The 25,020-nt window shown below is 69.8% G+C and carries 23 protein-coding genes; 15 read left to right on the top strand and 8 right to left on the bottom strand.

The window, feature by feature from the left end:
* Positions 1 to 99: 99 nt before the first annotated feature.
* On the bottom strand, positions 100 to 516 hold the full coding sequence (gene ssgD, locus IEZ15_RS24530; protein WP_189279383.1) for a spore wall synthesis regulator SsgD: 417 nt from the start codon (positions 514 to 516) through the stop codon (positions 100 to 102).
* 184 nt (positions 517 to 700) lie between these two features.
* Here ssgD and IEZ15_RS24525 point away from each other — a divergent pair, with 184 nt between their 5' ends.
* Positions 701 to 1,801 (top strand): WD40/YVTN/BNR-like repeat-containing protein, encoded by a 1,101-nt coding sequence (locus tag IEZ15_RS24525; RefSeq protein ID WP_229846091.1) that lies wholly within the window; start codon positions 701 to 703, stop codon positions 1,799 to 1,801.
* Between the two features lie 95 nt (positions 1,802 to 1,896).
* Here IEZ15_RS24525 and IEZ15_RS24520 read toward each other — a convergent pair whose 3' ends face one another.
* On the bottom strand, positions 1,897 to 2,196 hold the full coding sequence (locus IEZ15_RS24520) for a YciI family protein (RefSeq protein ID WP_189279382.1): 300 nt from the start codon (positions 2,194 to 2,196) through the stop codon (positions 1,897 to 1,899).
* 112 nt (positions 2,197 to 2,308) lie between these two features.
* Between IEZ15_RS24520 and IEZ15_RS24515 the strand changes: the two genes are divergently transcribed.
* Both IEZ15_RS24515 and mmpA read left to right on the top strand, forming a co-directional pair.
* Positions 2,309 to 2,986 carry an endonuclease V gene (locus IEZ15_RS24515; protein ID WP_229846090.1) on the top strand — a complete coding sequence of 226 codons (678 nt, stop codon included), beginning with the start codon at positions 2,309 to 2,311 and terminating at the stop codon, positions 2,984 to 2,986.
* A gap of 49 nt (positions 2,987 to 3,035) precedes the next feature.
* Positions 3,036 to 3,179 carry a morphogenic membrane protein MmpA gene (mmpA, locus tag IEZ15_RS24510; protein WP_189279381.1) on the top strand — a complete coding sequence of 48 codons (144 nt, stop codon included), beginning with the start codon at positions 3,036 to 3,038 and terminating at the stop codon, positions 3,177 to 3,179.
* A 28-nt stretch (positions 3,180 to 3,207) separates the two neighbouring features.
* On the opposite strand, the gene IEZ15_RS24505 is transcribed toward mmpA, so the two are convergent.
* Complete coding sequence (locus tag IEZ15_RS24505) at positions 3,208 to 4,206, bottom strand: peptidoglycan-binding protein (RefSeq protein ID WP_189279380.1); 999 nt, start codon at positions 4,204 to 4,206, stop codon at positions 3,208 to 3,210.
* A 257-nt stretch (positions 4,207 to 4,463) separates the two neighbouring features.
* Here IEZ15_RS24505 and IEZ15_RS24500 point away from each other — a divergent pair, with 257 nt between their 5' ends.
* Positions 4,464 to 5,006 carry a GH25 family lysozyme gene (locus IEZ15_RS24500; protein ID WP_189279379.1) on the top strand — a complete coding sequence of 181 codons (543 nt, stop codon included), beginning with the start codon at positions 4,464 to 4,466 and terminating at the stop codon, positions 5,004 to 5,006.
* 128 nt (positions 5,007 to 5,134) lie between these two features.
* Positions 5,135 to 6,160: a peptidoglycan-binding domain-containing protein gene (locus tag IEZ15_RS24495; RefSeq protein ID WP_189279378.1), complete on the top strand. Its 1,026-nt coding sequence runs from the start codon at positions 5,135 to 5,137 to the stop codon at positions 6,158 to 6,160.
* A 101-nt stretch (positions 6,161 to 6,261) separates the two neighbouring features.
* Here IEZ15_RS24495 and IEZ15_RS24490 read toward each other — a convergent pair whose 3' ends face one another.
* Positions 6,262 to 7,452 (bottom strand): saccharopine dehydrogenase family protein, encoded by a 1,191-nt coding sequence (locus IEZ15_RS24490; RefSeq protein ID WP_189279377.1) that lies wholly within the window; start codon positions 7,450 to 7,452, stop codon positions 6,262 to 6,264.
* Positions 7,453 to 7,656: 204 nt separating this feature from the next.
* Here IEZ15_RS24490 and IEZ15_RS24485 point away from each other — a divergent pair, with 204 nt between their 5' ends.
* From IEZ15_RS24485 to IEZ15_RS24465, 5 genes are read left to right on the top strand one after another with little or no spacing between them, the layout of a single operon-like run.
* Positions 7,657 to 8,799, top strand: coding sequence for a CaiB/BaiF CoA transferase family protein (locus IEZ15_RS24485; RefSeq protein WP_189279376.1), 1,143 nt, complete (start codon positions 7,657 to 7,659; stop codon positions 8,797 to 8,799).
* Positions 8,799 to 9,824: an LLM class F420-dependent oxidoreductase gene (locus IEZ15_RS24480; RefSeq protein ID WP_189279375.1), complete on the top strand. Its 1,026-nt coding sequence runs from the start codon at positions 8,799 to 8,801 to the stop codon at positions 9,822 to 9,824. The genes IEZ15_RS24485 and IEZ15_RS24480 overlap by 1 nt, the downstream gene beginning before the upstream one ends.
* Before the next feature lie 10 nt (positions 9,825 to 9,834).
* Complete coding sequence (locus tag IEZ15_RS24475) at positions 9,835 to 10,977, top strand: acyl-CoA dehydrogenase family protein (protein ID WP_189279374.1); 1,143 nt, start codon at positions 9,835 to 9,837, stop codon at positions 10,975 to 10,977.
* Between the two features lie 36 nt (positions 10,978 to 11,013).
* Positions 11,014 to 12,228: an acetyl-CoA C-acetyltransferase gene (locus IEZ15_RS24470; RefSeq protein ID WP_189279373.1), complete on the top strand. Its 1,215-nt coding sequence runs from the start codon at positions 11,014 to 11,016 to the stop codon at positions 12,226 to 12,228.
* A gap of 38 nt (positions 12,229 to 12,266) precedes the next feature.
* Entirely contained in the window at positions 12,267 to 14,438 is a 2,172-nt protein-coding gene (locus tag IEZ15_RS24465; protein WP_189279372.1) for a 3-hydroxyacyl-CoA dehydrogenase NAD-binding domain-containing protein, read from the top strand.
* A 21-nt stretch (positions 14,439 to 14,459) separates the two neighbouring features.
* Here IEZ15_RS24465 and IEZ15_RS24460 read toward each other — a convergent pair whose 3' ends face one another.
* Positions 14,460 to 15,191: a MerR family transcriptional regulator gene (locus IEZ15_RS24460; protein WP_189279371.1), complete on the bottom strand. Its 732-nt coding sequence runs from the start codon at positions 15,189 to 15,191 to the stop codon at positions 14,460 to 14,462.
* 167 nt (positions 15,192 to 15,358) lie between these two features.
* Here IEZ15_RS24460 and IEZ15_RS24455 point away from each other — a divergent pair, with 167 nt between their 5' ends.
* From IEZ15_RS24455 to IEZ15_RS24440, 3 genes are all read left to right on the top strand, one after another.
* Positions 15,359 to 17,242 carry an AMP-dependent synthetase/ligase gene (locus IEZ15_RS24455; RefSeq protein WP_189279370.1) on the top strand — a complete coding sequence of 628 codons (1,884 nt, stop codon included), beginning with the start codon at positions 15,359 to 15,361 and terminating at the stop codon, positions 17,240 to 17,242.
* A gap of 9 nt (positions 17,243 to 17,251) precedes the next feature.
* Complete coding sequence (locus tag IEZ15_RS24450) at positions 17,252 to 17,731, top strand: macro domain-containing protein (protein ID WP_189279369.1); 480 nt, start codon at positions 17,252 to 17,254, stop codon at positions 17,729 to 17,731.
* Positions 17,732 to 18,276: 545 nt separating this feature from the next.
* Positions 18,277 to 18,912 carry a TetR/AcrR family transcriptional regulator gene (locus IEZ15_RS24440; RefSeq protein ID WP_189279368.1) on the top strand — a complete coding sequence of 212 codons (636 nt, stop codon included), beginning with the start codon at positions 18,277 to 18,279 and terminating at the stop codon, positions 18,910 to 18,912.
* A gap of 164 nt (positions 18,913 to 19,076) precedes the next feature.
* Here IEZ15_RS24440 and IEZ15_RS24435 read toward each other — a convergent pair whose 3' ends face one another.
* Positions 19,077 to 19,988, bottom strand: coding sequence for an oxygenase MpaB family protein (locus tag IEZ15_RS24435; protein WP_189279367.1), 912 nt, complete (start codon positions 19,986 to 19,988; stop codon positions 19,077 to 19,079).
* 452 nt (positions 19,989 to 20,440) lie between these two features.
* On the opposite strand from IEZ15_RS24435, the gene IEZ15_RS24430 reads away from it, so the two are divergent.
* The gene (locus IEZ15_RS24430) at positions 20,441 to 20,827 is read left to right on the top strand and encodes a DUF6368 family protein (protein ID WP_189279366.1); all 387 of its coding nucleotides are present in this window, start codon (positions 20,441 to 20,443) and stop codon (positions 20,825 to 20,827) included.
* A gap of 416 nt (positions 20,828 to 21,243) precedes the next feature.
* Positions 21,244 to 22,158 (top strand): oxygenase MpaB family protein, encoded by a 915-nt coding sequence (locus tag IEZ15_RS24425; RefSeq protein ID WP_189279365.1) that lies wholly within the window; start codon positions 21,244 to 21,246, stop codon positions 22,156 to 22,158.
* Here IEZ15_RS24425 and IEZ15_RS24420 read toward each other — a convergent pair.
* Both IEZ15_RS24420 and IEZ15_RS24415 read right to left on the bottom strand, forming a co-directional pair.
* On the bottom strand, positions 22,121 to 23,170 hold the full coding sequence (locus tag IEZ15_RS24420) for a LacI family DNA-binding transcriptional regulator (protein WP_189279364.1): 1,050 nt from the start codon (positions 23,168 to 23,170) through the stop codon (positions 22,121 to 22,123). The two genes, IEZ15_RS24425 and IEZ15_RS24420, sit on opposite strands and share 38 nt — an antisense overlap.
* A 162-nt stretch (positions 23,171 to 23,332) precedes the next feature.
* Positions 23,333 to 24,853 carry a M1 family metallopeptidase gene (locus IEZ15_RS24415; RefSeq protein WP_189279363.1) on the bottom strand — a complete coding sequence of 507 codons (1,521 nt, stop codon included), beginning with the start codon at positions 24,851 to 24,853 and terminating at the stop codon, positions 23,333 to 23,335.
* Positions 24,854 to 25,020 lie beyond the last annotated feature (167 nt).

The raw sequence follows: 25,020 nt of genomic DNA, 5'->3' as shown, positions 1-25,020 counted from the left end.
CACTCCCGCGCGTTTCTCCTCGGCCGTGATGTCACTCGACTCCTGCCGGGCCACAGCACCACCTGCGGCGTACGAACTCGCCTCCCGCCCGACGCGGGCTCAGCAGGCCCCGCCGAGCAGATCGGTCAGGCTCCGGTCGAGATCCAGGAACCGGTGCTCGTCGCCGGCCGGTACCAGTTCCTGCGCCCGCTCGAGAAAACGGCGCAGGTCCGCAGTGCGGACGTGCACCATCGCGATTCCCTCGGTGGCATGGAACTCCAGGACCGTGCGGTCATATCCGAACGGCCTGATGCGCACGTCCCCGACACCGGCGGCCGAGTCCACCCCCGCCGCGAGCAACTCGCGGGAGAACTCCCAGGAGACATCGGTGCCCTCCAGGGTCGCCGTCGCGGGGAACGCCATGCGTACGGCGAACGGATCCCTCCGGTCGTACTGCAGGGTGGCGGGAAGGGTCTCCATCCGCGGTGCGGATGCGACCATGCGGGCCTGCACGGACTGCTCGATAACGGTGGACAAGACCTGCTCCCTTTCTCGGCCAGATGAACGGTTCCCGGCACTGATGTAGACGACGGAACTCCCTCAACCGTGCATCGGAAGGTGGCGTGAGCTGTATCACCGCCCGCCGCCGCACCGATCGAGTGCTCACTTACCGCCGGTGCACCCTGGACGGAGCGCAGCTCGTGGGCTAGCTTCCAGCGCCATGAGGGCCAAGGGGAAGACGAGACGACTGATGTCATGGGGGCTCTGTGCGGCGGCGCTGACCGCAACACTGGCCACACCGGCAGCCGCGGCTGCACCGGGGGAGCGGCACCGGCCCGGCGAACGGCCGGCCTGGACGCTCACCGGGACAGGGACCGACGCCCGCTTCCGCGGCCTCGCCGCCGTCAGCCGTCGCACCGCCTGGGTCGCGGGTTCGAAGGGCACGGTGCTGCACACCTCGGACGGCGGCCGTCACTGGCGCGATGTGTCACCGCCCGGTGCGGCTCAGGAGGCGCTGGAGTTCCGTGACATCGAGGCATTCGACGCCCGGCGCGCGGTGGCACTGGCCATCGGGGAGGGCGAGGCCTCCAGGGTGTTCCGTACGGATGACGGGGGAGCGACCTGGACGGAGTCGTTCCGTAACACCGATGCCCGCGCCTTCTACGACTGCCTCACCTTCTTCGACAGCCGGCACGGACTTGCGCTGAGCGATCCCGTCGACGGGAAGTACCGCATCCTGTCGACCGCTGACGGCGGCCGGAGCTGGCGGGTGCTGCCCAGTGCGGGCATGCCGGATGCCCTGGCCGGTGAGGCGGGGTTCGCCGCCAGCGGTCAGTGCCTGGTCGCATCGGGTCCCGAGGACGTCTGGCTGGCGACCGGGGGCGCCGCCACCGCACGGGTGCTGCACTCCGCCGACCGAGGGCTGACCTGGACCGCGGCCGAATCCACGATCCCGGCCGGCGAACCGGCACGCGGCGTCTTCGGTCTGGCCTTCCGCGACCGCCACCACGGCATCGCGGTCGGCGGCGACTACCGGGCCGGCCTGCCGTCGCCGAACGCCGCGGCGGTGACGGGCAATGCCGGCCGCAGCTGGCAGCGGTCCGCCGGCCCGCCGGCCGCCTACCGCTCGGGCGTCGCCTGGCTCCCGCACAGCAGGTCGGGTGCGCTGGCGGTCGGCCCGACCGGCACGGACCTCACCGCGGACGGCGGCCGCACCTGGCGCACGGTCGACACGGGGTCGTACGACACGGTCGACTGCACACCGGACGGCGGCTGCTGGGCCGCGGGCGAGAGCGGACGGGTGGCGCGCGCGGGACGCTAGGGGGCGCCCGGCGGATCAGGGCAAGGGAGGGCCGCCGCTCCGGCCCGTCCGGCGATCGAGGAGTGGTGCCCGGGTAACCGGGTGGCGTATATCCGCTACCCGGGCAACTGCTGCCGGTACGGAGCGAGTTCGTCCGAGGTCTTCGTCGCGATGAACTCCGTGATCCGGTACGTGCACACGCCCTGTGCCGTGAACGGATCCCCCGCCGCGATCTTCTCGATCTGCGCGCGGTCGTCCCCGACGGCCAGGATCACCCCGCCGTCGCGCGGGTTCTTGCGGCCCGACGCGACGAACACCCCGGCCGCGTACTGCGTGGCCAGCCAGGCGACATGGTCCTGCAGCAGCGCGTCGACACGCTCGACGGGCGCGGTGTAGGTCAACTCGAGTACGAACATGATCTCCAGGCTACGGGGCGGGGGCGCGTCGGCCCCGGGCCGTGTCCGCGAAGTCCCGCCCGGCCCGCTGCCGGGCCGCCCACCGCGGCCGTTGCCTAAACTTGACAGCACTATGACAACGCTCCCGATGCCCGCCGACGAGGCCGAAGCCCGAGCCCTTCAGGACGCCCTGCGCCCCCGGGTGGTGCTCGACGAACCCGGGCCGCCGCCCGGCACCGGCCGGGTCACGGGGGTCGACGTCGCCTATGACGACGAGCGCGATGTCGTCGTGGCGGCAGCGGTCGTCCTCGACGAGGCGACGCTCGACGTGGTCGCCGAGGCCACTGCCGTCGGCCGGGTCACCTTCCCGTACATCCCCGGACTGCTCGCCTTCCGGGAGATCCCGACCGTGCTGGCCGCGCTGGAATCCCTGCCGGCCGACCCCGGACTCGTGGTCTGTGACGGCTATGGCCTGGCGCACCCGCGCCGCTTCGGACTCGCCAGTCACCTCGGGGTACTCACCGGACTGCCGGTGATCGGCGTCGCCAAGAACCCGTTCACCTTCTCGTACGAGCAACCGGGCCCCCGCCGGGGTGACTGGTCGCCGCTGCTCGACGGCGAGGAGGAGGTGGGCCGGGCGCTGCGCACCCAGGACGGCATCAAGCCGGTCTTCGTCTCCGTCGGACACCGGACCGGCCTGGACAACGCCTGCGACCACACCCTGTTGCTGGCCCGCGACTTCCGTCAGCCGGAGACCACCCGCAGGGCCGACGCGCTCTGCCGTCAGGCCCTGCGGGAAGCGACCGTCTGAGTATGTGTACGGATAACGCCCGTCGATCACGACGGGCAGACTGGTACGTATGACCGAACATCGAACGTCCACGCGACCAGGAACCGTCTATCTTGCACAACGCCGGGTCGCGGTGGGAATGACTCTCGGCATTCTCGCGGGAGCGGTCTGGGCCGTCTCGATGGTCTGCACGCTGGTGTCCTGGGCACTCTGACCGAGAGGGCGCCGCCTCGCCGCCGCGGCTACTTGTGCTGGTCCGGACCCTGGGCGTTGAGCAGCGCACGCCAGGTGTCCTCGTCCCCGATGCCTGTCACGGGCAGGGCCCGGGATGCCTGGAACTCCTTCAGCGATCGCATGGTCGAGGGGGTGTACGCGCCGGTGGTGTCGGTCGGCACCCCCGCGCTGTGAAGCAGGTACTGCACCGCCTTGACGGCCTCGGGCTTCGTCGTGCGCGAGTCGATCGTCACGATCAGCAACGGCCAGGTGTCCTTCCCGACCTTGCCGTCGACCGTCAGGCCGTGAGCGGCCTGGAACTTCTTCACCGCCTCCGCCGTGGCCGGTCCGTAGTCGGCGTCGACCTTTACGTCCAGGCCATTCGCCCGGAGCAGATGCTGCACGGTCCGTGCCTTCCAGAGCACATTGCCCTTGCGTGCCAACGGCCAGTCCGTGCCCTCCGACGGACGGTCCGACACCTTCGCGGTGGCCTTGCTGTCACTGCGTCCCGTGGTCGGGACCACCCACCACACGAGGCACCCGAGGACGAGGAGGAGGAAAGCCGAGACGGCCAGGGTCGGGAACGCCACGGGGGAGCGGTCCCACCAACGGGCCGCCGGATTCGGCCCCTCGGTCGGATCTGCCGATACGGGCGTGCCGGTGACCGCCTCCACCGATTCGGTCGCGGCGGACGCCGGATCCGGGGACGCCGTGGGCGCCGGGCGTTTCCTGGCCGGCGGTGCCCCGGCCGCCGCATCGGCCAGGGCGCACGCCCGGACCAGGTCGTCGGCCGGCGCCCGCAGCACCGAGTGCAGTTGCTCGACGATCCTGCGCGGCGCGTTGGAGGCGTGAGCGGGATTCAGATAGCGCGAGAGGGTGGTCTGGTCGACCCCCAGCCGTTTCGCGAGGGAATTCTGAGTGGGTTTCTCGCGGCCGCCGCGCGCGGACGACTCCCACCAGTTCCTCAGTAGCTCGGCCAGAGCCCGCCCCGGGTGCTCCTCTCGGCTCGCCACAGTGCTGTCCGTCATCGTTCCTCCCCGACTTTCTCTGTGCATAGACGCAGGTCAGCACCGTGCATCGTGGTTGTGCATAGGTGCATCGACCTGCGGGACGCAGAGCGTAGTGAAAGTCCCGCTCCGTGCTGCACAGTTGAAGAGCGGCCGGTCCGTCGGACCCCGCGAACCCACCCCGTTCCCACCCCTTCCAGGGGATGCTCCAGCCTGCGCATTCGCGGCGGACGGGGATGGTCACGGTCTTCTCACCCGAGAAACAAGGAGATCTGAATATGCCTCAGACATCACCCGTACGAGTGCGCGTAGCCCTGACCGGCACCGTGGTGGGGGCAGTCCTGGTCGCGCTGGGGGTGATCGCTCCGGCTGTCGAGGCCGCGCCACCCTCCTCGTACGGGGTCAGCGGTGTGGACACCAGCCACTACAACCACGAGACGACGGGGAGCCGGTGGGAGACGGCGATCGAGTGGAACCGCGTGGCCGTCTCGAACAGCTTCGCCTTCCTCAAGGCCACGCAGGGGGTGTCCAGCAAGGACGACTGGTTCGCCCGCGACTACGCCGCCACTGCCAGGACATCGTTGCTCCGCGCCCCGTACCACTTCTTCCACCCCCGGACCACGGCCGACGGAGCGGCGCAGGCGCGGCATTTCGTCGCCACGGCCCGCGCGGCCGGCTACCGGGGGGACCGGGGAGCGGTGGGCGGGGTCCACGGCCCCGGGACCGTCGCGAACGTCAAGGCCTTTCAGGAGGCGGCCGGGCTCCGCGCCGACGGCGTCGTCGGCACACAGACCTGGGCGGCACTGCTCTCCCGCGGATGAAGCCCGCACAGCCCGCGCAGCTCATGAAGCTCATGAGGTCGATGTGGCTCACGAAGCTCATGTGTGAAGCCGCCCGCATTCCCCTTCCCAGCCGAATGATCACCACCACTCATGACGAGGAGTCATCCATGTCCGCATTTCCCACCCGGCCCCGCCGCACCGCAGCACGCCTCCTCGCCGGCATCGTCGCCGTCGGCGCGCTGACCGGCCCGGCGGCCTCCCTCGCCGCCGCGGGCGAACTCCGGACGGCGGTCCCGACCACCGCCGAGCGGTCTGCCCGGTACGCCGCGGCGGGCTGGCCGACCTTGAAGGCGGGCAGCAAGGGCACCGGCGTCACCGCCCTGCAGTACCTGCTGAACTCCCGTGGACAGTCACTGACGGTCGACGGAGCCTTCGGCCCGACCACGACGGCCAAGGTGAAGGCCTTCCAGAAGTCCCAGCACCTCGCCGCGGACGGCATTGTCGGGGCCGGTACCTGGAGCAAGCTCGTCACCACCCTGCGCAGCGGCGCCAACGGCCCGGCCGTGAAGGCCGCGCAGACCCTGCTGAAGGCGCGCGGCCAGGCGGTGGCCGTGGACGGGGCCTTCACCGCCGCCGTGGCGGACAGGGTCAAGGCCTTCCAGAAGTCCGCCGGGCTCGCGGCCGACGGCGTTGTCGGCGCCCGGACCTGGGCGGCCCTGCTGAACGGCACCCCGTCCGGCGGCAACCGGGCGGCACTGGCCAAGCAGATCCTGGCCCAGAAGCAGATCGCCCTGGCCACCGTCCACCCGGGAGGCAAGCACGCCGGATCCACGGCGCGGCAGAACATCATCGACACGGCGAACGGCAAGGGAGCGCTCACCAGCCCGTGGGGCGACAAGCCCAACCGGAGGGTCGCCCTCGACCCCCGGATGCTGAACGGTCTGCTGAAGCTGCGCACCCAGTACGGCTACCGGCTCTCCGTCTCCGAGATCGTCGGCGGCGACCACAGCGGCAACTCCAGGCACTACGCCGGGATCGCCTTCGACATCACGCACATCAACGGTCGGCACGTCGGCAGCGGCGCCCCTCACAAGCAGCTCATGGCGGCCTGCAAGAAGCTCGGTGCGCAGGAGGTACTCGGCCCGGGCGACGCCGGACACAGCCGCCATGTGCACTGCGGCTGGTCCCGCTGACCCCGATCCGCAGAAGGCAGGACAGGTGTCCGGCCACCCCGCCCGGGGCGGCCGGACACCGGCATGCCGGCCGCGCCGACCCCAGCCGGGCGCCGGTGCGTTCAGCGAGCCGCCGCGACCCGGAAACGCAGCCCGGCCGCGCGCAGCCGCTCCAGCAGTGCGTCACCCATCGCGACGGCTGTGGTGACCTGCCCCGATGTCGACGGAAGCTCGTCCAGGGCGAGGCAGAGCGCGGACTCGGCGAGCATCTTCGCCGTTTCGTCGTAGCCGGGGTCGCCGCCCGACACCTCGGTGAAGACCCGGTGCCCGCCGCCCCTGCCGACGAATCGCACGGTGAACCAGCTGCGCCGCCTGCGCTCCGCGTCCGGGCCCTTGCCCGGCTCGTACCGGTCCATCAGCCAGGACCGCGCCGCCGGTACCTGCGCGGCACCCAGGAGGGCGCCGATCGCGGCCGTACCGCCCAGCGCCACGGGCAGCTGCTTCACGGAGGCGAAGTGGCGGTAGCGGAAGTCGGGGCCGTACCGGACGAGCACCCGCGCCGAACGTTCGATGACCTGCGGGTCCAGCGTCGGCAGCGGCAGCGCCCAGGTGCCGGTCTGCGTACTGAAGTGCGGGGCGCCGAGCCGGGCGCGAGCGCGGCGGGCCACCAGACGGGGTTCATGGAGCCGGCGTTCCTGCGCGGCGCGCAGCATGTGAGGGCCGCGGCTCATCGCGGTGAGCGCGGAGGCGAACGTACCGCCGGAGAAGACGGCGTTGCTGCGGACGAACCCGTCGATCGTCAGCGGCACGTCCTGCGGCAGCTGCTGGACGGTGAAGTACGCCCCGAGGTCGTGCGGTACCGAGTCGAAACCGCAGGCGTGCACGAGCCGAGCCCCCGTCTCGCGGGCCCGCGCGTCGTGCTCCAGATACATCCGGTCCACGAACTCCGCCTCGCCGGTGAGGTCCGTATAGTCCGTCCCGGCCTCGGCACAGGCCGCGACCAGCTGCTCGCCGTACCAGACATAGGGGCCGACCGTCGTGGCCACCACATGGGTGCATTCGGCGAGTTCGCGCAGCGAGTGCTCATCGTCGATGTCGGCGTGCAGCAGCGGGAGATCCGCACAGCGCGGGTCGATCGCGGTGAGGTGTTCGCGTAGTTTCTCCAGTTTGGCCCGATTGCGTCCGGCCATGGCCCAGTGGCAGTCGGTGGGTGCGTGGGCGGCGAGATATTCGGCGGTGAGGGCGCCCACGAAGCCGGTGGCGCCGAAGAGGACTACGTCATAGGGGCGTTGTGTCCCGTTCTGCCTGTTCACGAGTGCCTCCGCAGGGGCCGGCGCCGATGTAGCAGGCAGAGGTTAGCGGAGGGGTTCGTGGCGGTGTGCAGCCGGGCGGCGATCGTGGGGGAGGATCCAGGGGAAAGAACTAAGCGCTTGCTCGGCCCAAAGGGTTGTGCGGAGCGCGGTGCGTTCTTAGCATCATCGCTGTTACATCAGTTGTGTCACACCGCTGGGGGTTTGATGGCAACGACAGAGCACGGCCCGTTGGCAGGCGTGCGCGTGGTCGAGCTGGCAGGCATCGGCCCCGGCCCGTTCGCCGCGATGCTCCTGGCCGACCTCGGCGCCGATGTCGTCAGGGTCGACCGGCCCGACGGCCCGGGGCTCGGCATCGACCCCGCGTACGACCTCACCAACCGCAACAAACGCTCCGTGCTCATCGACCTCAAGGCCGAGGACGGGGCCGCCAAGGTGCTCGATCTGGTCGAGCGCGCCGACATCCTCATCGAGGGCTACCGGCCGGGCGTCGCCGAACGCCTGGGTGTCGGGCCGGCCGCCGCGCTCGCCCGTAATCCGCAGCTCGTCTACGGACGGATGACCGGCTGGGGCCAGGACGGACCGCTCGCCGAACGAGCCGGGCACGACATCGCCTACATCGCCCTCACCGGCACCCTCTCCATGATCGGCAAGCCCGGTGAGCCGCCCACCGTCCCGGCCAACCTGGTCGGCGACTACGCGGGCGGCTCGCTCTATCTCGTCGTCGGCGTCCTTGCCGCCCTCCAGTACGCCCGCACCCCCGGCGGCCGGGGCCAGGTCGTGGACGCGGCGATCGTCGACGGCGCCGCCCATCTCGCGACGATGATCCACGGCATGCTGGCGGCCGGCGGCTGGCAGGACCGGCGCGGCAGCAACCTCCTGGACGGCGGCTGCCCGTTCTACGGTTCGTACGAGACCGCCGACGGCCAGTACATGGCGGTCGGCCCGCTGGAGCAGCGGTTCTACGACGAGTTCAGCAAGCTCCTCGGTATCGAGGACGAGGCCCCGGACCGGGCGGACATCGCCCGCTGGCAAGAGCTGCGCACCCTCGTCGCCGACCGGTTCAGGACCCGTACACGCGCGGAGTGGACCGAGGTGTTCGAGGGCACGGACGCCTGCGTCGCCCCCGTCCTCTCGCTCCGTGAGGCGCCCCGCCATCCGCACATCGCCGCCCGCTCGACGTTCGTCGAGCACGGCGGACTCACCCAGCCCGCCCCCGCACCCCGCTTCTCCGCCACCCCCGCATCCGTACGCAGCGGGCCCGCGCGGCCCGGCACGGACACCGAGGCCGTCGCCGCCGACTGGGACGTACCCAGCATCACGAGGACCCGGAAGGACACCACCGCCTGATGGAACTCTCCCTGCCGCTGAACTACGCGGGTGACCCGCGCGAGGCCTGCGACCAGGTCGCAGCGCTGGAGTCCGCCGGACTCGACGCCGTCTGGGTCGCGGAGGCGTACGGCTTCGACTCGCCCACGATCATGGGCTATCTGGCCGCCCGTACCGAACGCATGAAGATCGGTGCGGCCATCCTCAACGTCTACTCCCGCACCCCCGCCCTCATCGCCCAGACCGGTGCGGGACTCGACGCGATCTCCGGCGGCCGGGCGCTGCTCGGGCTCGGCGCGTCCGGGCCGCAGGTCGTGGAGGGATGGCACGGCAAGGCATACGACAAGCCGCTCGGCCGGACCCGCGAGACCGTCGAACTCTGCCGCCGGATCTGGCGCCGCGAGATCATCGATCACCACGGCATCACCGACATGCCGCTGCCGAAGGAGAAAGGCGGCCTGCTCGGCAAGCCGCTGAAGATCCTCACCCGGCCGGTGCGCGAGGAGATCCCGCTCTACATCGCCTCCCTGGGCCCCGCCAATGTCCGGCTGACCGCCGAGATCGCCGACGGCTGGCTGCCGACGCTCTACATTCCGGAGAAGGCCCGGCAGGTGTGGGGCACGGCCCTCGCCGAAGGCGCGGCGAAGCGCGACCCGGCACGAGGCCCCCTCCGGACCGTCGCGGGCGGACTCCTCGCCATCGGCGACGACGCTGCCGCGCTCCGGGATCTGGCACGCCCGCAGATCGCGCTGTACGTCGGCGGCATGGGTGCCAGGGGCAAGAACTTCTACAACGACCTGGCCGTCGCCTACGGATACGAGAAGGAAGCCGCACTCATCCAGGAGCTCTACCTCTCCGGGAAGAAGAAGGAGGCCGAGGCGGCCGTCCCGGACGAATTCTGCGAGCTCATGTCGCTCTGCGGCCCCGAGGGTTACGTACGCGACCGGATCGAGGCCTTCCGCGAGGCCGGCGTGACGATGCTCAACGTCACCCCCGTCGGCCCCGAACCGGCCCGGCTGATCTCCACCGTCAAGAACTGGCTCTAGGAGGCTCGCAGTGCAGCGGCAGATCTTCACCGAAGAGCACGACGCGTTCCGCGAGACCGTCCGCACCTTCCTCACCAAGGAGGTCCTCCCACACTACGAACAATGGGAGAAGGACGGCATCGTCTCGCGCGGGGCCTGGCTCGCGGCCGGCCGGCAGGGACTGCTCGGCCTCGCCGTACCCGAGGAGTACGGGGGCGGCGGCAACACCGACTACCGCTACAGCGCCGTCCTCGCCGAGGAGTTCACCCAGGCCGGTGCCCCCGGGCTCGCACTCGGGCTGCACAACGACATCATCGGCCCCTACCTCACCGGCCTCGGAACCGACGAGCAGAAGCGGCGCTGGCTGCCCGGCTTCTGCAGCGGCGAGATCATCACCGCCATCGCCATGACCGAACCCGGCGCGGGCTCCGACCTCCAGGGGATCCGCACCACCGCCGAGGACAAGGGCGACCACTGGCTGCTCAACGGCTCCAAGACGTTCATCTCCAACGGCATCCTCGCCGACCTGGTGGTCGTCGTGGCGAAGACAACTCCTCAGGGCGGGGCGAAGGGGCTCTCGCTGATCGTCGTCGAACGCGGCGCGGAGGGCTTCGAGCGGGGCCGCAACCTCGACAAGATCGGCCAGAAGTCCCAGGACACCGCCGAGTTGTTCTTCAACGACGTCCGTGTCCCCAAGGAGAATCTGCTCGGCGAGCGGGACGGCGCCTTCATCCATCTGATGACCAACCTGGCGCAGGAGCGCATCGGCATAGCGGTCGCCGGAATCGCCGCCGCCGAACATCTGCTGGAGATCACCACGCAGTACGTCAAGGAGCGCGAGGCCTTCGGACGGCCGCTCTCCAAGCTCCAGCACATCCGGTTCGAGATCGCCGAGATGGCCACCGAGTGCACCGTCACCCGCACCTTCGTCGACCGGTGCATCGTCGAACACTCCGACGGTGGGCTCGACGCCGTACACGCCTCGATGGCCAAGTGGTGGGCCACCGAGCTGCAGAAGCGCGTCGCCGACCGCTGCCTGCAACTCCATGGCGGTTATGGCTACATGACGGAATATCCGGTCGCGAAGGCGTTCACCGACGGCCGTATCCAGACCATCTACGGCGGCACGACCGAGATCATGAAGGAGATCATCGGCCGCTCGCTGCTCGCCTGACCTCTGACGCACAACCACCATCGAAAGGCTGCTGTCTTGAGTACCGAAGCATTTGTCTACGACGCGATCCGCACCCCGCGCGGCCGAGGCAAGGCCAATGGCGCCCTGCACGGCACCAAGCCGATCGACCTCGTCGTCGGCCTCATCCACGAAATCCGCAGCCGCTTCCCCGGCCTGGACCCGGCGGCCATCGACGACATCGTCCTCGGCGTGGTCAGCCCGCTCGGTGACCAGGGCTCCGACATCGCACGGATCGCCGCCATCGCGGCCGGCCTCCCGGACTCCGTCGCGGGCGTCCAGGAGAACCGCTTCTGCGCCTCGGGCCTGGAGGCCGTCAACCTGGCCGCCGCCAAGGTCCGTTCGGGCTGGGAGGACCTGATCCTCGCGGGCGGCGTCGAGTCGATGTCCCGCGTCCCGATGGGCTCCGACGGCGGCGCCTGGGCGATGGACCCGATGACCAACTTCGACACCGGCTTCGCCCCGCAGGGCGTCGGCGCCGACCTCATCGCCACCATCGAGGGCTTCTCGCGCCGCGACGTCGACGAGTTCGCCGCGCTCTCCCAGGAGCGGGCCGCCGAGGCATGGAAGGACGGCCGCTTCGCACGCTCCGTCGTCCCGGTCAAGGATCGCAACGGCCTCGTCGTCCTCGACCACGACGAGCACATGCGGCCGGGCACCACCGCCGATTCGCTCGCCGCGCTCAAGCCGTCCTTCGCCGCGATCGGTGAGATGGGCGGCTTCGACGCGGTCGCGCTGCAGAAGTACCACTGGGTCGAGAAGATCGACCACGTCCACCACGCGGGCAACTCCTCCGGCATTGTCGACGGCGCCGCGCTCGTCGCGATCGGCAACAAGGAGATCGGTGAGCGGTACGGACTCACGCCGCGCGCCCGGATCGTCTCCGCCGCCGTCTCCGGATCCGAGCCCACCATCATGCTGACCGGCCCCGCGCCGGCCACCCGCAAGGCCCTCGCCAAGGCCGGGCTGACCATCGACGACATCGACCTCGTCGAGATCAACGAGGCGTTCGCCGGCGTCGTGCTGCGCTTCGCCAGGGACATGGGGCTCTCCCTCGACAAGATCAACGTCAACGGCGGCGCGATCGCGCTCGGCCACCCGCTCGGCGCCACCGGCGCGATGATCCTCGGCACCCTCATCGACGAACTGGAACGGCGCGAGACGCGATACGGCCTCGCCACCCTCTGCGTCGGCGGCGGCATGGGCATCGCCACCGTCATCGAGCGTCTCTGACCGTCCCCGGCCACCCCTGCTTACGGAGAAGAAAAGCAATGACCGAGAGCACGACCATCCGCTGGGAACAGGACGAGACCGGCGTCGTCACCCTCGTACTCGACGACCCGAACCAGTCCGCCAACACGATGAACCAGGCCTTCAAGGACTCCATCGCGGCCATCGCCGACCGCGCCGAGGCCGAGAAGGACTCCGTCCGCGGCATCATCTACACCTCCGCCAAGAAGACCTTCTTCGCGGGCGGCGACCTCAAGGACATGATCAAGGTCGGTCCCGAGAACGCCCAGCAGGCCTTCGACACCGGCACCGCCATCAAGAACTCGCTGCGCCGTATCGAGACCCTCGGCATTCCCGTCGTCGCCGCCATCAACGGCGCGGCGCTCGGAGGCGGTTACGAGATCGCGCTCGCCTCGCACCACCGCGTCGCCCTCGACGCACCGGGCTCCCGGATCGGCCTGCCCGAGGTCACCCTCGGCCTGCTGCCCGCGGGCGGCGGTGTCACCCGCACCGTACGCCTCATGGGCATCGCCGACGCACTGCTGAAGGTCCTCCTCCAGGGCACCCAGTACACCCCGCAGCGCGCCCTGGAGAACGGCCTGGTCCACGAGGTCGCCACCACCCGTGAGGAGATGCTCGACAAGGCCCGCGCCTTCATCGACGCCCACCCCGAATCCCAGCAGCCCTGGGACGTCAAGGGCTACAGGATTCCCGGCGGCACCCCGTCCAACCCGAAGTTCGCCGCGAACCTGCCCGCCTTCCCGGCCAACCTGAAGAAGCAGATCGCGGGCGCCCCGATGCCCGCACCCCGCAATATCCTGGCCGCCGCCGTCGAGGGCTCGCAGGTCGACTTCGAGACCGCGCTGACCATCGAGGCCCGCTACTTCACCGAGCTGGTCACCGGCCAGGTCTCGAAGAACATGATCCAGGCGTTCTTCTTCGACCTCCAGGCCGTCAACTCCGGTGCCAGCCGTCCCAAGGGCATCGAGGAGCGCCAGGTCCGCAAGGTGGCCGTCCTCGGCGCCGGGATGATGGGAGCGGGCATCGCGTACTCCTGCGCCCGCGCGGGCATCGACGTCGTCCTCAAGGACATCTCCGCACAGGCCGCAGCCAAGGGCAAGGCGTACAGCGAGAAGCTCCTCGACAAGGCGCTCTCCCGGGGCCGTACCACCGAGGCCGAGCGCGACGAGCTGCTGGCCCGCATCACCCCGACCGACGACCCGGCCGATCTGGCGGGCTGCGACGCCGTCATCGAGGCGGTCTTCGAGGACACCGCGCTCAAGCACAAGGTGTTCCAGGAGATCCAGGACATCATCGAGCCGGACGCCCTGCTCTGCTCCAACACCTCGACCCTGCCCATCACCGTCCTCGCCGAGGGTGTCTCGCGCCCCGCCGACTTCATCGGGCTGCACTTCTTCTCGCCCGTGGACAAGATGCCGCTGGTCGAGATCATCAAGGGCGAGCAGACCGGCGACGAGGCCCTGGCCCGCGCGTTCGACCTGGTCCGCCGGATCAAGAAGACGCCGATCGTCGTCAACGACTCCCGCGGTTTCTTCACCTCGCGCGTCATCGGCCAGTTCATCAACGAGGGCGTCGCCATGGTCGGCGAGGGCGTCGAGCCCGCGTCGGTCGAGCAGGCCGCGGCACAGTCCGGCTACCCGGCCAAGGTGCTCTCCCTGATGGACGAGCTGACCCTCACCCTGCCCCGCAAGATCCGCAATGAGACCAGGCGGGCCGTGGAGGAGGCCGGTGGCACCTGGGCGGGACACCCGGCGGACGCGGTCATCGACCGGATGGTCGACGAGTTCGACCGCCCGGGACGCAGCGGCGGCGCGGGCTTCTACGAGTACGACGAGGCCGGCAGTCGCACCCGCCTGTGGCCCGGGCTGCGTGAGCACTTCACGAGGCCCGACACCGGCATCCCCTTCATCGACATGAAGGAGCGGATGCTGTTCTCCGAGGCACTGGACAGCGTCCGCTGCCTGGAGGAGAACGTCCTCATCTCCGTCGCCGACGCCAACATCGGCTCCATCATGGGCATCGGCTTCCCGCCGTGGACCGGCGGCGTGCTCCAGTACATCAACGGCTACGAGGGCGGCCTGCCCGGCTTCGTGGCGCGCGCCCGGGAGCTCGCCGAGAAGTACGGCGACCGCTTCCTGCCGCCTGCGCTGCTCCTGGAGAAGGCCGAGAAGGGCGAGAGCTTCCACGACTGACAGCAGCACCCCGGGCCGCGTTCACTCCGCAGTGAACGCGGCCCGCAGCTCCTCCTTCAGCGACCGCTGGAACGCGGTCACCAGCGCCTGAAGCACCATCGGCTGCATATCGGCCGACAGCGACTTCATCGCCGCCACATGCTCCGGGTCCGACTCCCGCTCCCGGTACGGATTCCACACCTCGTCCCGGAACAGCCGGGTCAGCTCCTGCGCGGCGGACCGGGAGTGCTCCAGCAGGACCGTGCGCGCGGCCAGAATCGTCTCGTGCGCGATCGGTACACCGAGCAGTTCGACCCCGAGCCGCAGCAGCCCCGGGTCCACCCGGTAGCTGCCATCGGCCGGCTCCGCACGCTCCAGCACCCCCATGGCTGCCAACCGCGCCATGTCCTGTTCGCTCAGCGCCCGCCCCGCACGCCGCTCCAGTTCCGCCCGCGTCGCATCCTCCGCCGAATCCGGCGCCCAGGACGCCACCAGCGCCCGGTGGATCGCCAGATCATGTGCGCTCAGATCCGGCGGCAGCTGTTCCAGATAGCGTTCGATCGCGGCCAGCGTCATGCCCTGGTGCTGGAGCTCCTCGATGAGCGCGAGCCGGGACAGATGCTCAGGCCCGTAATGCCCGACGCGACGCGGACCGATCACCGGCGGCGGCAGCAGACCCCGCGTGCTGTAGAAACGCACGGTGCGTACGGTGACACCGGCGCGTGCCGCCAGTTCGTCGACGGTGAGCGTCGGGTCCTCGGTCCCGGTCGCCATCTCTGCTCCTCGCGTCCCGACCCAGCGGCGAACTGCTGCGTCTGCACCAACCAGGTTCAACAGTATTGCTGTCTCACCACTGTTGTGAAAGTGTCCGGCAGCATCCAAGCGCAGTCCCACTCCGGTACGGACCCGCACGGTCCGGCCGATGGTGACAGGAGGCGGCCGTGACCACGATCCTGCGACTCCCCGCGGAACGCGGGCAGCTCACCCTGCCCGCTCTGCTCCTGCGCAACGCCGAGGACCATGGCGACCGTCCTGCGCTCTCCTGGCGCGCCGGCGGCGACGCAACGCAATGGACGACCCTCACCTGGCAGGAGGTACGGCGCAGGACCGCCGTACTCGCCACCGGGTACAGCGCGCTCGGTGTGGAGCGCGGTGAACAGGTCCTGATGATGATGGGCAACCGGCCCGAACACTGGCTGTCCGACCTGGCTCTCACCCACCTGGGGGCCGTCCCCGTCAGTGTGTACGGCACCGCGGCACCCGAACAGATCGCACACATCGCCCGGCACAGCCGCGCCCGGTTCGCGATCGTCGAGGGCAGCCGCGAACTGGAACGCTGGGAGCCGCTGCTCGCTGAGGACACCGTACGGCTGGAGAAGCTGGTCGTCGTGGAGGCGGCCGAGGCCGGACCCCACCGTGCGTACGGATCACTGATGGCCACGGGCGCCCGCCTGCACCGGCCCGACGTGTTCGAGAAGGCCTGGCGGGAGTCCCGCGCCGACGACCTGCTCACCGTCGTCTACACGTCCGGCACGACCGGCGATCCCAAGGCCGTCCCGATCACCCACCGAAGCGTGGTTCTCAACGCCCTCGCACTGGACCGGGTCGTCGAGCTCCCCGACCACGTCGAGCACATCTGCTACCTTCCCTTCGCCCATATCGCGGAGCGGATGCTCGGCATCTATCTGCCGGTCCTCCGCGCCTCGCACGTCCACCTCTGCTCCGACCCGGCGGCCGTCGCGGCCACGGCAAGAGCCCTGCACCCGGCCCAGTTCTTCGGCGTACCGAGAGTCTGGGAGAAGCTCGCGGCCTCCCTGACGGCCTCCCTGACGGCCGGCCTCGCCGGCCTGCCCCGGAACCGGCTCGCGGCGGTCGACGCGGCGCGCGCGACGGCCCGGGAGCACGTCGCGTTCCGGGAGCGCGGCGAACAGCCACCGGCGGCGCTCGAAGCCGCGTACCAGCAGGCCAGGACCGCGGTCCTGGACCCGTTGCTCGCGCTCGCCGGATTCGACCGGCTGGTTTGGGCGGCGAGCGCATCCGCGCCGATGCCGCCCGACGTGGTCCGTTTCTGGGCCGGCTTCGGGATCGTGATCATGGATGCGTGGGGGCTGACCGAGACGGTCGGGGTCTGCACCTGCAACAGTCCGTCGGCCTTCCGGATCGGCTCGGTGGGGCGGCCCCTCGACGGCCTGGAACTGAAGATCGCCGAGGACGGTGAGATCCTCGTGCGCGGGCAGACGGTCTTCACCGGCTATCTGAACGCCGACGGAACTTCGGACGACGTCCGTGACCAGGACGGCTGGTTCGCGACCGGTGACATCGGCCGGATCGACGAGGACGGCTACCTCTGGCTGACGGACCGCAAGAAGGAGATGATCATTACCTCGACGGGCAAGAACGTCGCCCCGTCCCCGGTCGAGAACACCCTCAAGGAACATCCCCTCATCGGCCAGGCCCTCGTCCACGGCGACGGCCGTTCCTACCTGGTCGCGCTCCTGGTCCTGGACCCCGAGCAGGCGGCGGCCTGGGCGGCGGCCCGCGGCATCGCCGCCGATCCGTCCGCACTCGCCGGCCATCCGGCGGTCCGGGAAGAGGCCGCCCGGGCGGTCGAGGCAGCCAACGCCCGGCTCAACAGCACGGAACAGATCAAGCGCTACCGGCTGCTGCCGGAGGAATGGGGCCCCGAGACCGGCGAACTCACCCCCTCGCTCAAACTGCGCCGACGGGTGATCCGCGAAAAGTACGGCGAGTTGATCGACGCGCTGTACGCGCAGGACGCCGCAGACCGAACGGGGCCGGGGTCCGCTGTCAGTGGTGACTCCTAGGCTGGTGGAATGACGGTGATCACGTACGTACGGGGGGACGCCACCGCCCCGCAAGGCAAGGGCGTCAAGCTGATCGCGCATGTCTGCAACGACCTGGGCGGCTGGGGCAAGGGCTTCGTCCTGGCCCTCTCGCGTCGCTGGCCCGAGCCGGAGGCGGCCTACCGCCGCTGGCACCGGGAGCGCGCGGGCAACGACTTCGCCCTGGGCGCGACGCAGTTCGTGCGGGTGAGCCCGTACATCTGGGTGGCGAACATGGTGGGCCAGCGGGGCATGCGCAGGGGCAGCCGAGGAGTGCCGGTGCGCTACGAGGCGATCGACACGGCGTTGGCTTCCGTGGCCGACCGGGCCGTGGAGCTGGAGGCCTCGGTCCATATGCCGCGGATCGGCTGCGGGCTGGCGGGCGGCACCTGGTCCGCGGTCGAGCCGTTGATAGAGCGACGGCTGCTGAGCAGGGGCATAGCGGTCACGGTGTACGACCACGACCAGTAAGTCCTGTCCGGCGGATCACGGGTGGAGCCATGAGCGGATCGCTGCTGCGGTGACTGTGCTGCGGAAGACGCAGGCCCGCTTGTCGTCGCGGGTCACGATGGCGCGGAAGTCCGGCCCCTGCCCGAACCGACGGGAAAGTCACATGATCCGCCGGACGGGGCCGGGGCCCGGCCCTCGCGCGCCGCGGCTGCCTTCGACAGGAACACCATGCGCCTCCTTACTCATACGTTGCGGACCGACCGGCCCGGCATACGCAACCAACGGCGCATGAAGAGCCAATGAGAATCACGGGCTGATTTCAGGAGTCTTGGAAGAGACGAGTGAACGCCGGGAGACCGCGGACCTCCGTCTTCGTCATCGGCCGCGCGGCACGGCTGCTGCCGTACGCCGGAGACGAGCAATCCGCCTGACGAGGCACCACGCCCCGGCACCTGAACGGACCGCGGGCGAAAGCCCCGGAACGGGGGAGCGGTACGGAGAAACGGATCAGGTCTCCGTGTGCCTGCTTCTAAGGTGGGGTGGAAGCGGCGGGACGGGGAGGGCCGATGGCGGCACGGAGAACGAACGAGACACTGCTGGCCCGGGCACTCAGCGAGACACCACCGTCGGACGCGCTGAGCGAGCAGATCCTCGATGCCGCGCGTGAACAGTTCATGACCTTCGGGCTGCGCCGCTCGACCGTCGACGACGTCGCCAAGCGCGCCAGGGTCTCGCGGGTCACCGTCTACCGGCGAATAGGCAACAAGGACAGCCTGATCTCGGCCTGCCTGTTGCGCGAGTACCGGTGCTTCGTCGTGGAAGTGGACGACGCGGTCGCCGCACTTCCCACGACGGAGGACCGGCTCGTCGAGGGTTTCGTCGCAGTCCTGGGGCACATCCGTGAACACCCGCTGATCGGCGGTCTGTTGAGACTGGAGCCCGAGACCATGCTTCCCTTTCTCACACTGGAGAGCGGGCCGGCCTTCCTTGCCATCCGTGACTACCTGGCCGACCGGCTGCGCCATGCCCGGCGTGCCGAGGGGCGACCGGTCAGTGATCCGGCACCGGTCGCCGAGCTGATGGTGCGGATCACGGTCTCCTTCCTCCTCAACCCCGTCAGCTGCTTCGAACTCGACGACGAAGCGCAGGTACGGGCGTTCGCACGCCGCTATCTGGTGCCGCTGCTCGCTGCGGGGCAATAGGTCCTCCCGTCCCGGTCGCAGCCGGAACCGGCCGGTCACGTGGTGCCGGGTCCCTGGGCGATCCGGCGTACAGGGAGGAAGGGACCGACCGGGCAGTGTGCCGGGCCCCGGGCCGGACCGGTCCGGCCAGGTGTTCGGCCTGGTGGGAGGGTGTGTTTACTCACTCATGCGCTCTGGTTGGGAACGGTGCGAGGCGACGCCCCCCTCTCGTCGGGCAGGGGCTCCAGGGGGCGGCTGCGCGCCCAGTGCGGGCCGAGGTCGTCGAGCCGCCAGCCGAACGGGTACGAGCGAGGCTGCGGGCGCGAGGGCAGCCAGCGGGGCCGGGCCGGCAGCCACCGCACGCACCGCGCGCGCAGCCGCAGAACTCCCTCGGCCGACAACCGCGCCCAGTGCGGTTGCGGACGAAAGCCCAGCACCACGAGCAGCCGCTCGTCCAGCACAGCGAGCGAGAACCGGGCCACGAGAGGGCGCAACGGCCGCGGATACCAGCCGGCCATGATCCGGAACGTGGCGTTGGCAACCCGTCGGTTGGCCGGGTCGTACGCGAACATCCGCTCCTCGTAGGCGTCGAGGAGCCGCTCGAACCCCGCGTACGACTCGGGAGCCCCCTCGATGCCCATCATCGCCGCCATCTTCCGGCCGACCTCCGCCAGCGCCTGGACCTCCTGCGCGCAGAGCGGGCGCCAGCCGAACCGGTCGATCCAGCGTTTCGGGCCGACGACCGTGGTCGCGAGGACATAGAGGAAGTCCTCGTTCGGAATGCGGTACTTGCCGTGGATCCGGTTGAGATGCCGCGCCGCTGCCCGTCCCCGCTCCGAGTCGAAACCGTCCGCGGCCATCTCGTACCCGATGAGCACCGTGTCGTCGTACCGCTTCTGCCCGGACCGTTCGAACTCCTGGGTGCGGTCGAGGAGCACGGAGATCCGCGGGACGCCGTAGTCGCGGAGGAACGCGACACTCACGCCCTGCCGGTAGTCCCAAGGGAACTCGTACTGCGAGATCAGCCGGAGGATCTCGGCGTAATCGCGCGCGGGATCCATCCGGCGGATCTCGCGCAGGCGGCTGTACCGGCCCATGGTGCGCCCTCCTGTCCGTATGCCGATTTCGTGCGGGAGCTGCCTCTTCCATCCCTCAGCGATCATCAACCCCCTTGATTTCCAAAGAGATTGATGGAGCATCGATCCATCGGAGTCAAAGATACAAATACTATTGACTTGTTTCATTGGTCGCGTCAACACCGTCGGCGGGTGTGCGGAAGGGTGCGTGGGAGGGGGACCCTGCGCACGTGCTACTGGCGCAGAGCGCTTGTTCCGCAGCTGTCTTACTTCCTGAGCAGGAAGGTCCCTCAGCGCTCTTCTGCGTGGCTCTGAGCCGTGAGAATCCGCTGGTTGAGACTGGGATCCGTACGGGATGCCGAACGCGTGATTGGGCGAGAAGCTGCAGTTCAGGCTGTCGAGGAACAGCTTGCGCGCGACTATCAGAAGTGGCGGGCCTCGATGGTCGGTACCGCCGCATGCCCTCCACCCTCATGAACGACGCGAGTGGGTCGCGCAACGTGAGCGTGGAGGAAGACGTGGCGGGGCCGGCGGCCGGTGTGTGGCTGTTCGAAAAGCGGGACCATGACGATGTCGTCCGTGAGCTTCGGCCCTGGATGGAGACGTTCTGCCATCCGGTGCAGGTCGAGGGTGACGACGCCCTATGCGGATGGGTCCGGGACAGTTGCGTTTTTGGGGCCCCGGTAATCGACACTTCTCACTGCGGTCCGGTGACTCTGTGCCGCGAGAACTACGTGCCCGAAGAGCCTGACGAGTTGTTCGCGGACTTCGGGCGCCGCCCGGTGCAGGAACTTGTATGGGGCGCCGGCACGCGTGGTCGGGACAGTCACGCGAACGTCGGCCGTCGGGCGCGCAGGTGATCCAGGAAGGCTTCGACCTCGACCGCCTGCCATTGCCAGGGGCACTGGTCGGAGAACTCGACGAAGCGCTTCAGCAGGCAAGGCGCGGCTTGACCGTGGCGTCGAAGTTCAGGAACCGCGAGCGTTGTTGCCTTGCCCAGCCCTCCAGCATCACGTCGGACACGGCGGGTTCGGGATCGAGGCGGACAACCCCCTGAGCCGGGACCAGGTGGGCGCCACCCGGCAGCTCCGAGTCGGTTCTGCTACCAAGGGCCGCCGTAGAGAGTGTCGTTCGACCTGGCAGCAGGCCCCTCATCCTCGATGTCGTATGTTGCATCGGATGCAATATGGCCCGTTTCTGGAAGCGGTCGCATACTGGATCACACAGGGGTCGGGCGTCGAGCCGCTTACGCCCCGCCGACCGCCGGGAGCTCCGCATGAACACCGAAACAGCCAGAAGTGCCCCCGCCCCGCCGCCGCCCGGCGGCGTGCTCTGGAGTCTCTCCGGCGACATCCGCGCCCTCCTGATGCTGCCCGCCGCCCTCACTCTCCAGGTCGCCCACCCGGCGGTCGGTGCGGGCGTCGACGAACACTCCGTCTTCCGTACGGACCCGTGGGGGCGCGGCGAGAGGTCCCTGCGATCGCTGCAGCTATGGGTGTACGGGGGCGAGGCGGCCGCCGAGGAAGGCCGCAGGCTCCGCAAACTGCACCGCACCATCCAGGGCACCGACACCCGGGGGCGCCGTTACCATGCGTTGTCCCCTGCGAACTATGCGTGGGTGCACGCCACGGGGTTTCCCGTCTACCAGCACGCCGCGCGTTATCTCGTCCGACCGCTCACCGACGCCCAGGAACGGGCCCTGTACCGGGAGTGGCTGCAGGTGGGCAGGATTCTCGGCATTCACGACCGGGACATGCCGCAGACGATCGAGGAGTTCTGGCCGTACTTCCGAAAGGTGCTGGCCGACGAGATCGAGCTGACCGTCGTCGTCGAGGACCTGATCGCCACCGACCGCCCCGTGCCGTCGCCGGACCGTGGGCCGCTGCCCGTCCGGCTGCTGCTGAAGGCGCTGTGGCCGGTGCTGCTCCCGCCGCTGGCCCGGTTCCGTCGCTTCGTGACCATCGGGCTGATGCCGCCGGACGCACGGGTGGCGATCGGGCTGGAGTGGACGGATGCGCAGGAGCGGCAGCTGCGGCGGTTCTGCGGGGTGGTGCGGCGCGTCGTGCCCGTGCTGCCCGAGCGGCTGCGCTATCTCCCGTACGCGCGCAGGGCACGGGCGGCGCATCGCGAGGCCGTCCGGGGCGACGGGAAGCTCAGGCGGAAGCCCGGTGCACCAGCCGGGTCGGCGTGATCACCGATTCGAGCTCGTCACCCTCGCCCTCGCCGTTCAGCCGCCGCATCAGCATCCGCACCATCAACCTGCCCATTCCCTCGACGTCCTGACGGACCGTCGTCAGTGGGGGCTCGGTGATCTCGGCTATCGACACCATGTCGTCGAAGCCGACCAGGGCCACCTCCTTCGGCACCCTGAGGCCGCGCTCGCGCAGCACCCGCAGGGCGCCCGAGGCCATCAGGTCGTTGGCGGCGAAGACCGCGTCCAGGTCGGGGTGGCGCTCAAGGAGTTGCGTCATCGCCCGTGCGCCGCCCTCGACGGTGAAGTCGCCTTCCGCGAGCAGCGCCGGATCGCCTTCGGGCAGTACATCGCGGTAGCCGTCGATCCGGTCGAGTGCCGAAGTCTGGTCGCGCGGTCCGGCGATGTGCGCGATCCGCCGGCGGCCGAGGGAGACGAGATGGCGTACGGCCTCGGCTGCGCCGCCCCGGTTGTCGCAGTCGACGTAGGGAAGGGCCGGTTCGGACGCAGCACCCGGCCGGCCGGGGCGGCCCCCGTAGACCGTGGGAACCCGGAACCGGCGGATGATGGAAGGGAGCTCGTCGTCCATGTGCAGCGAGAACGCCAGCGCGCCGTCCACATGGCCGCCTGCCAGATAGCGGGCGACCCGGTCGAAGTCCCCGCTGCCCTCCACCAGAAGCAGTACCAACTGCGCGTCGTACACGCTCAGTTCACGGCTGATGCCGCGGATCTGCTGGGAGAAGAACGGGTCGGAGAAGATCCGGAACTCCGGCTCGTCGATGATCACGGCGACCGCGCCGTTGCGCCGGGTGACCAGGGTCCGTGCGGCGTGGTTCGGAACGTAGCCGAGCTCGTCGACCGCCTTGCGTACCTGTTCCACGAGCGGTTTCCGCACCCCCGCCCCGCCGTTCACCACCCGGGAGGCCGTCGCCCGTGAAACCCCGGCGAGGGCCGCCACGGCTTCCAGTGTGGGGCGGACATCGCGAGAGGAATCGGGGGTCGGACCGGGCAAGGGACGCTCCTCGTACGCGCGGGATCGGGCCGGATACGGCCGGGGGCCGGCCGGACAGCACCGACGCCAGCAGCCTAACCGTCCGCCCCTGCCGTCCGCCCGGGCACCGTCGCCCGGCCGAGAAGAGCGGGGCGACGGTGCCCGGAGCCGATCCGTGGACCGTCAGCGGTGGTCGTGGATCGTGTTCGTGGCCGCGATCTGCTTCCATGAAGCGGGCTGAGCGGGCTGAGCGGGCTGAGCGGGCTGAGCGGGCTGCGTGGTCGCGCGCAAGGAGTGCGCCGCGGCCGCCGCCGGGGCCTGAGGCCGCGTCGGCTGGTACAGCCAGGTGTCGAAGAAGTCTGCGAGCGGCCGGCCCGAGACCCGTTCCGCGTACGTCACAAAGTCCGCCACGCTCGCGTTCCCGTAGGCATGCTCGGCCGGCCAGCCCTTCAGCAGCTCGAAGAACGTCTCGTCGCCCACCTTGTTGCGCAGCGCCTGGATCGCCAGCGCACCCCGGTCGTAGACGGCCGCGTCGAACTGGTTGTCGGGGCCCGGGTCGCCCGGCTTCACCGTCCAGAAGGCGTCGTCCGCCGGATGCTGGGCGTAGGTGTAGTCCGCCAACTCCTGTGCGGTGCCCTCGCCCTCCTTCTCCGACCACAGCCACTGGCTGTAGCGGGCAAAGCCCTCGTTGATCCAGATGTCCTTCCAGCCCTTGACGGACACGCTGTCGCCGTACCACTGGTGCGCCAGCTCATGGACGACGACCGAGACGTTCGCGCCGTTCGCGAACTGCTTCGGGCTGTAGAAGGGCCTGGTCTGTGTCTCCAGCGCGAACCCGCTCTTCACATTGGGGGAGTAACCGCCGAGCGCGTCGAAGGGATACGGCCCGAAGACCTCCGTCAGCCACTCGGCCACCTCGGTGGTCCGCTCGATGCTGGCGCGTGCCGCACCGCCGTTGGCGCCGAGGTCCTTGCTGTACGCGTTGACGACCGGCAGCCCGTCCGATGTGGTGTCCGTGGTGATGTCGAACCTGCCGATCGCCAGCGTCGTCAGATACGTCGCCTGCGGCTTGCCGGCACGCCAGTTGAAGCGGGTCCAGCCGAGCTTCGAACTCTGCGACTGGAGCACGCCGTTGCTGATCGCCTGGGTGCCGTCGGGCACGGACACCGAGATGTCGTACGTGGCCTTGTCCAGCGGGTGGTCATTGCTGGGGAACCACCACACGGCCGAGTCCGGCTCCTGCGCGGCCACCGCGCCGTCCGGGGTACGAGCCCAGGAGGTCCAGCCGTTGATCTTCAGCTCCGACGGTTTCCCGGCGTACCGCACGACCACCGAGACGGCCTTGCCCTTCGCCAGGGCTGCAGCCGGGGTGATCTCCAGTTCCTGGTCGCCGCTCCTGGCGTATTCGGCCTTCTTGCCGTTCACCCGTACCTCGGAGACGTCCAGCCCGAAGTCGAGGTCGAAACGGGAGAGTTCCTGGGTGGTCGTGGCGAGGATCGTCGCCGTGCCCTCCAGCAGGTCGGTCGCGGGCTGATACTTCAGCCGCAGGTCGTAGTGGGAAACGTCGTAGCCGCCATTGCCACTGGCCGGGTAATAGGGGTCGCCGATGCCCGGGGCGCCCGCGGTGCCTTCGGCGGCCGAGGCCGGGATCGCCAGCAGCAGGGAGGCCGCGAGTGCGCTCGGGACGATGAATCTGCGGTGCACGAATGCTCCAAGTCGTCGGGGTGAATGATCTTTCGAACCGTCACGTCGACACTATTCAGCGACTGCCACATCAGTCGTGTCCATGGCCGCAGCTGTCACACAATCGCCATTCGGCCGACATGGCACACGGTGAGCGATAAGTCATGGGCACGTAATGTTCGCCGTTG

Origin of the sequence: Streptomyces atratus (assembly GCF_014648655.1) — a bacterium.
Lineage (GTDB): Bacteria > Actinomycetota > Actinomycetes > Streptomycetales > Streptomycetaceae > Streptomyces > Streptomyces atratus.
This window is presented reverse-complemented; position numbering and strand designations above follow the sequence as displayed.

Excerpts from the sequence above, each read along its gene's own strand:
- IEZ15_RS24500 (WP_189279379.1), top strand. The coding sequence starts at position 4,464 with ATGCCTCAGACATCACCCGTACGAGTGCGCGTAGCCCTGACCGGCACC.
- IEZ15_RS24525 (WP_229846091.1), top strand. The coding sequence starts at position 701 with ATGAGGGCCAAGGGGAAGACGAGACGACTGATGTCATGGGGGCTCTGT.
- IEZ15_RS24495 (WP_189279378.1), top strand. The coding sequence starts at position 5,135 with ATGTCCGCATTTCCCACCCGGCCCCGCCGCACCGCAGCACGCCTCCTC.
- IEZ15_RS24515 (WP_229846090.1), top strand. The coding sequence starts at position 2,309 with ATGACAACGCTCCCGATGCCCGCCGACGAGGCCGAAGCCCGAGCCCTT.
- IEZ15_RS24520 (WP_189279382.1), bottom strand. The coding sequence starts at position 2,196 with ATGTTCGTACTCGAGTTGACCTACACCGCGCCCGTCGAGCGTGTCGAC.
- IEZ15_RS24480 (WP_189279375.1), top strand. The coding sequence starts at position 8,799 with ATGGAACTCTCCCTGCCGCTGAACTACGCGGGTGACCCGCGCGAGGCC.
- IEZ15_RS24435 (WP_189279367.1), bottom strand. The coding sequence starts at position 19,988 with ATGGGCCGGTACAGCCGCCTGCGCGAGATCCGCCGGATGGATCCCGCG.
- IEZ15_RS24485 (WP_189279376.1), top strand. The coding sequence starts at position 7,657 with ATGGCAACGACAGAGCACGGCCCGTTGGCAGGCGTGCGCGTGGTCGAG.
- IEZ15_RS24450 (WP_189279369.1), top strand. The coding sequence starts at position 17,252 with ATGACGGTGATCACGTACGTACGGGGGGACGCCACCGCCCCGCAAGGC.
- IEZ15_RS24460 (WP_189279371.1), bottom strand. The coding sequence starts at position 15,191 with ATGGCGACCGGGACCGAGGACCCGACGCTCACCGTCGACGAACTGGCG.
- IEZ15_RS24505 (WP_189279380.1), bottom strand. The coding sequence starts at position 4,206 with ATGACGGACAGCACTGTGGCGAGCCGAGAGGAGCACCCGGGGCGGGCT.
- IEZ15_RS24425 (WP_189279365.1), top strand. The coding sequence starts at position 21,244 with ATGAACACCGAAACAGCCAGAAGTGCCCCCGCCCCGCCGCCGCCCGGC.
- IEZ15_RS24430 (WP_189279366.1), top strand. The coding sequence starts at position 20,441 with ATGAACGACGCGAGTGGGTCGCGCAACGTGAGCGTGGAGGAAGACGTG.
- IEZ15_RS24440 (WP_189279368.1), top strand. The coding sequence starts at position 18,277 with ATGGCGGCACGGAGAACGAACGAGACACTGCTGGCCCGGGCACTCAGC.
- mmpA (WP_189279381.1), top strand. The coding sequence starts at position 3,036 with ATGACCGAACATCGAACGTCCACGCGACCAGGAACCGTCTATCTTGCA.
- IEZ15_RS24465 (WP_189279372.1), top strand. The coding sequence starts at position 12,267 with ATGACCGAGAGCACGACCATCCGCTGGGAACAGGACGAGACCGGCGTC.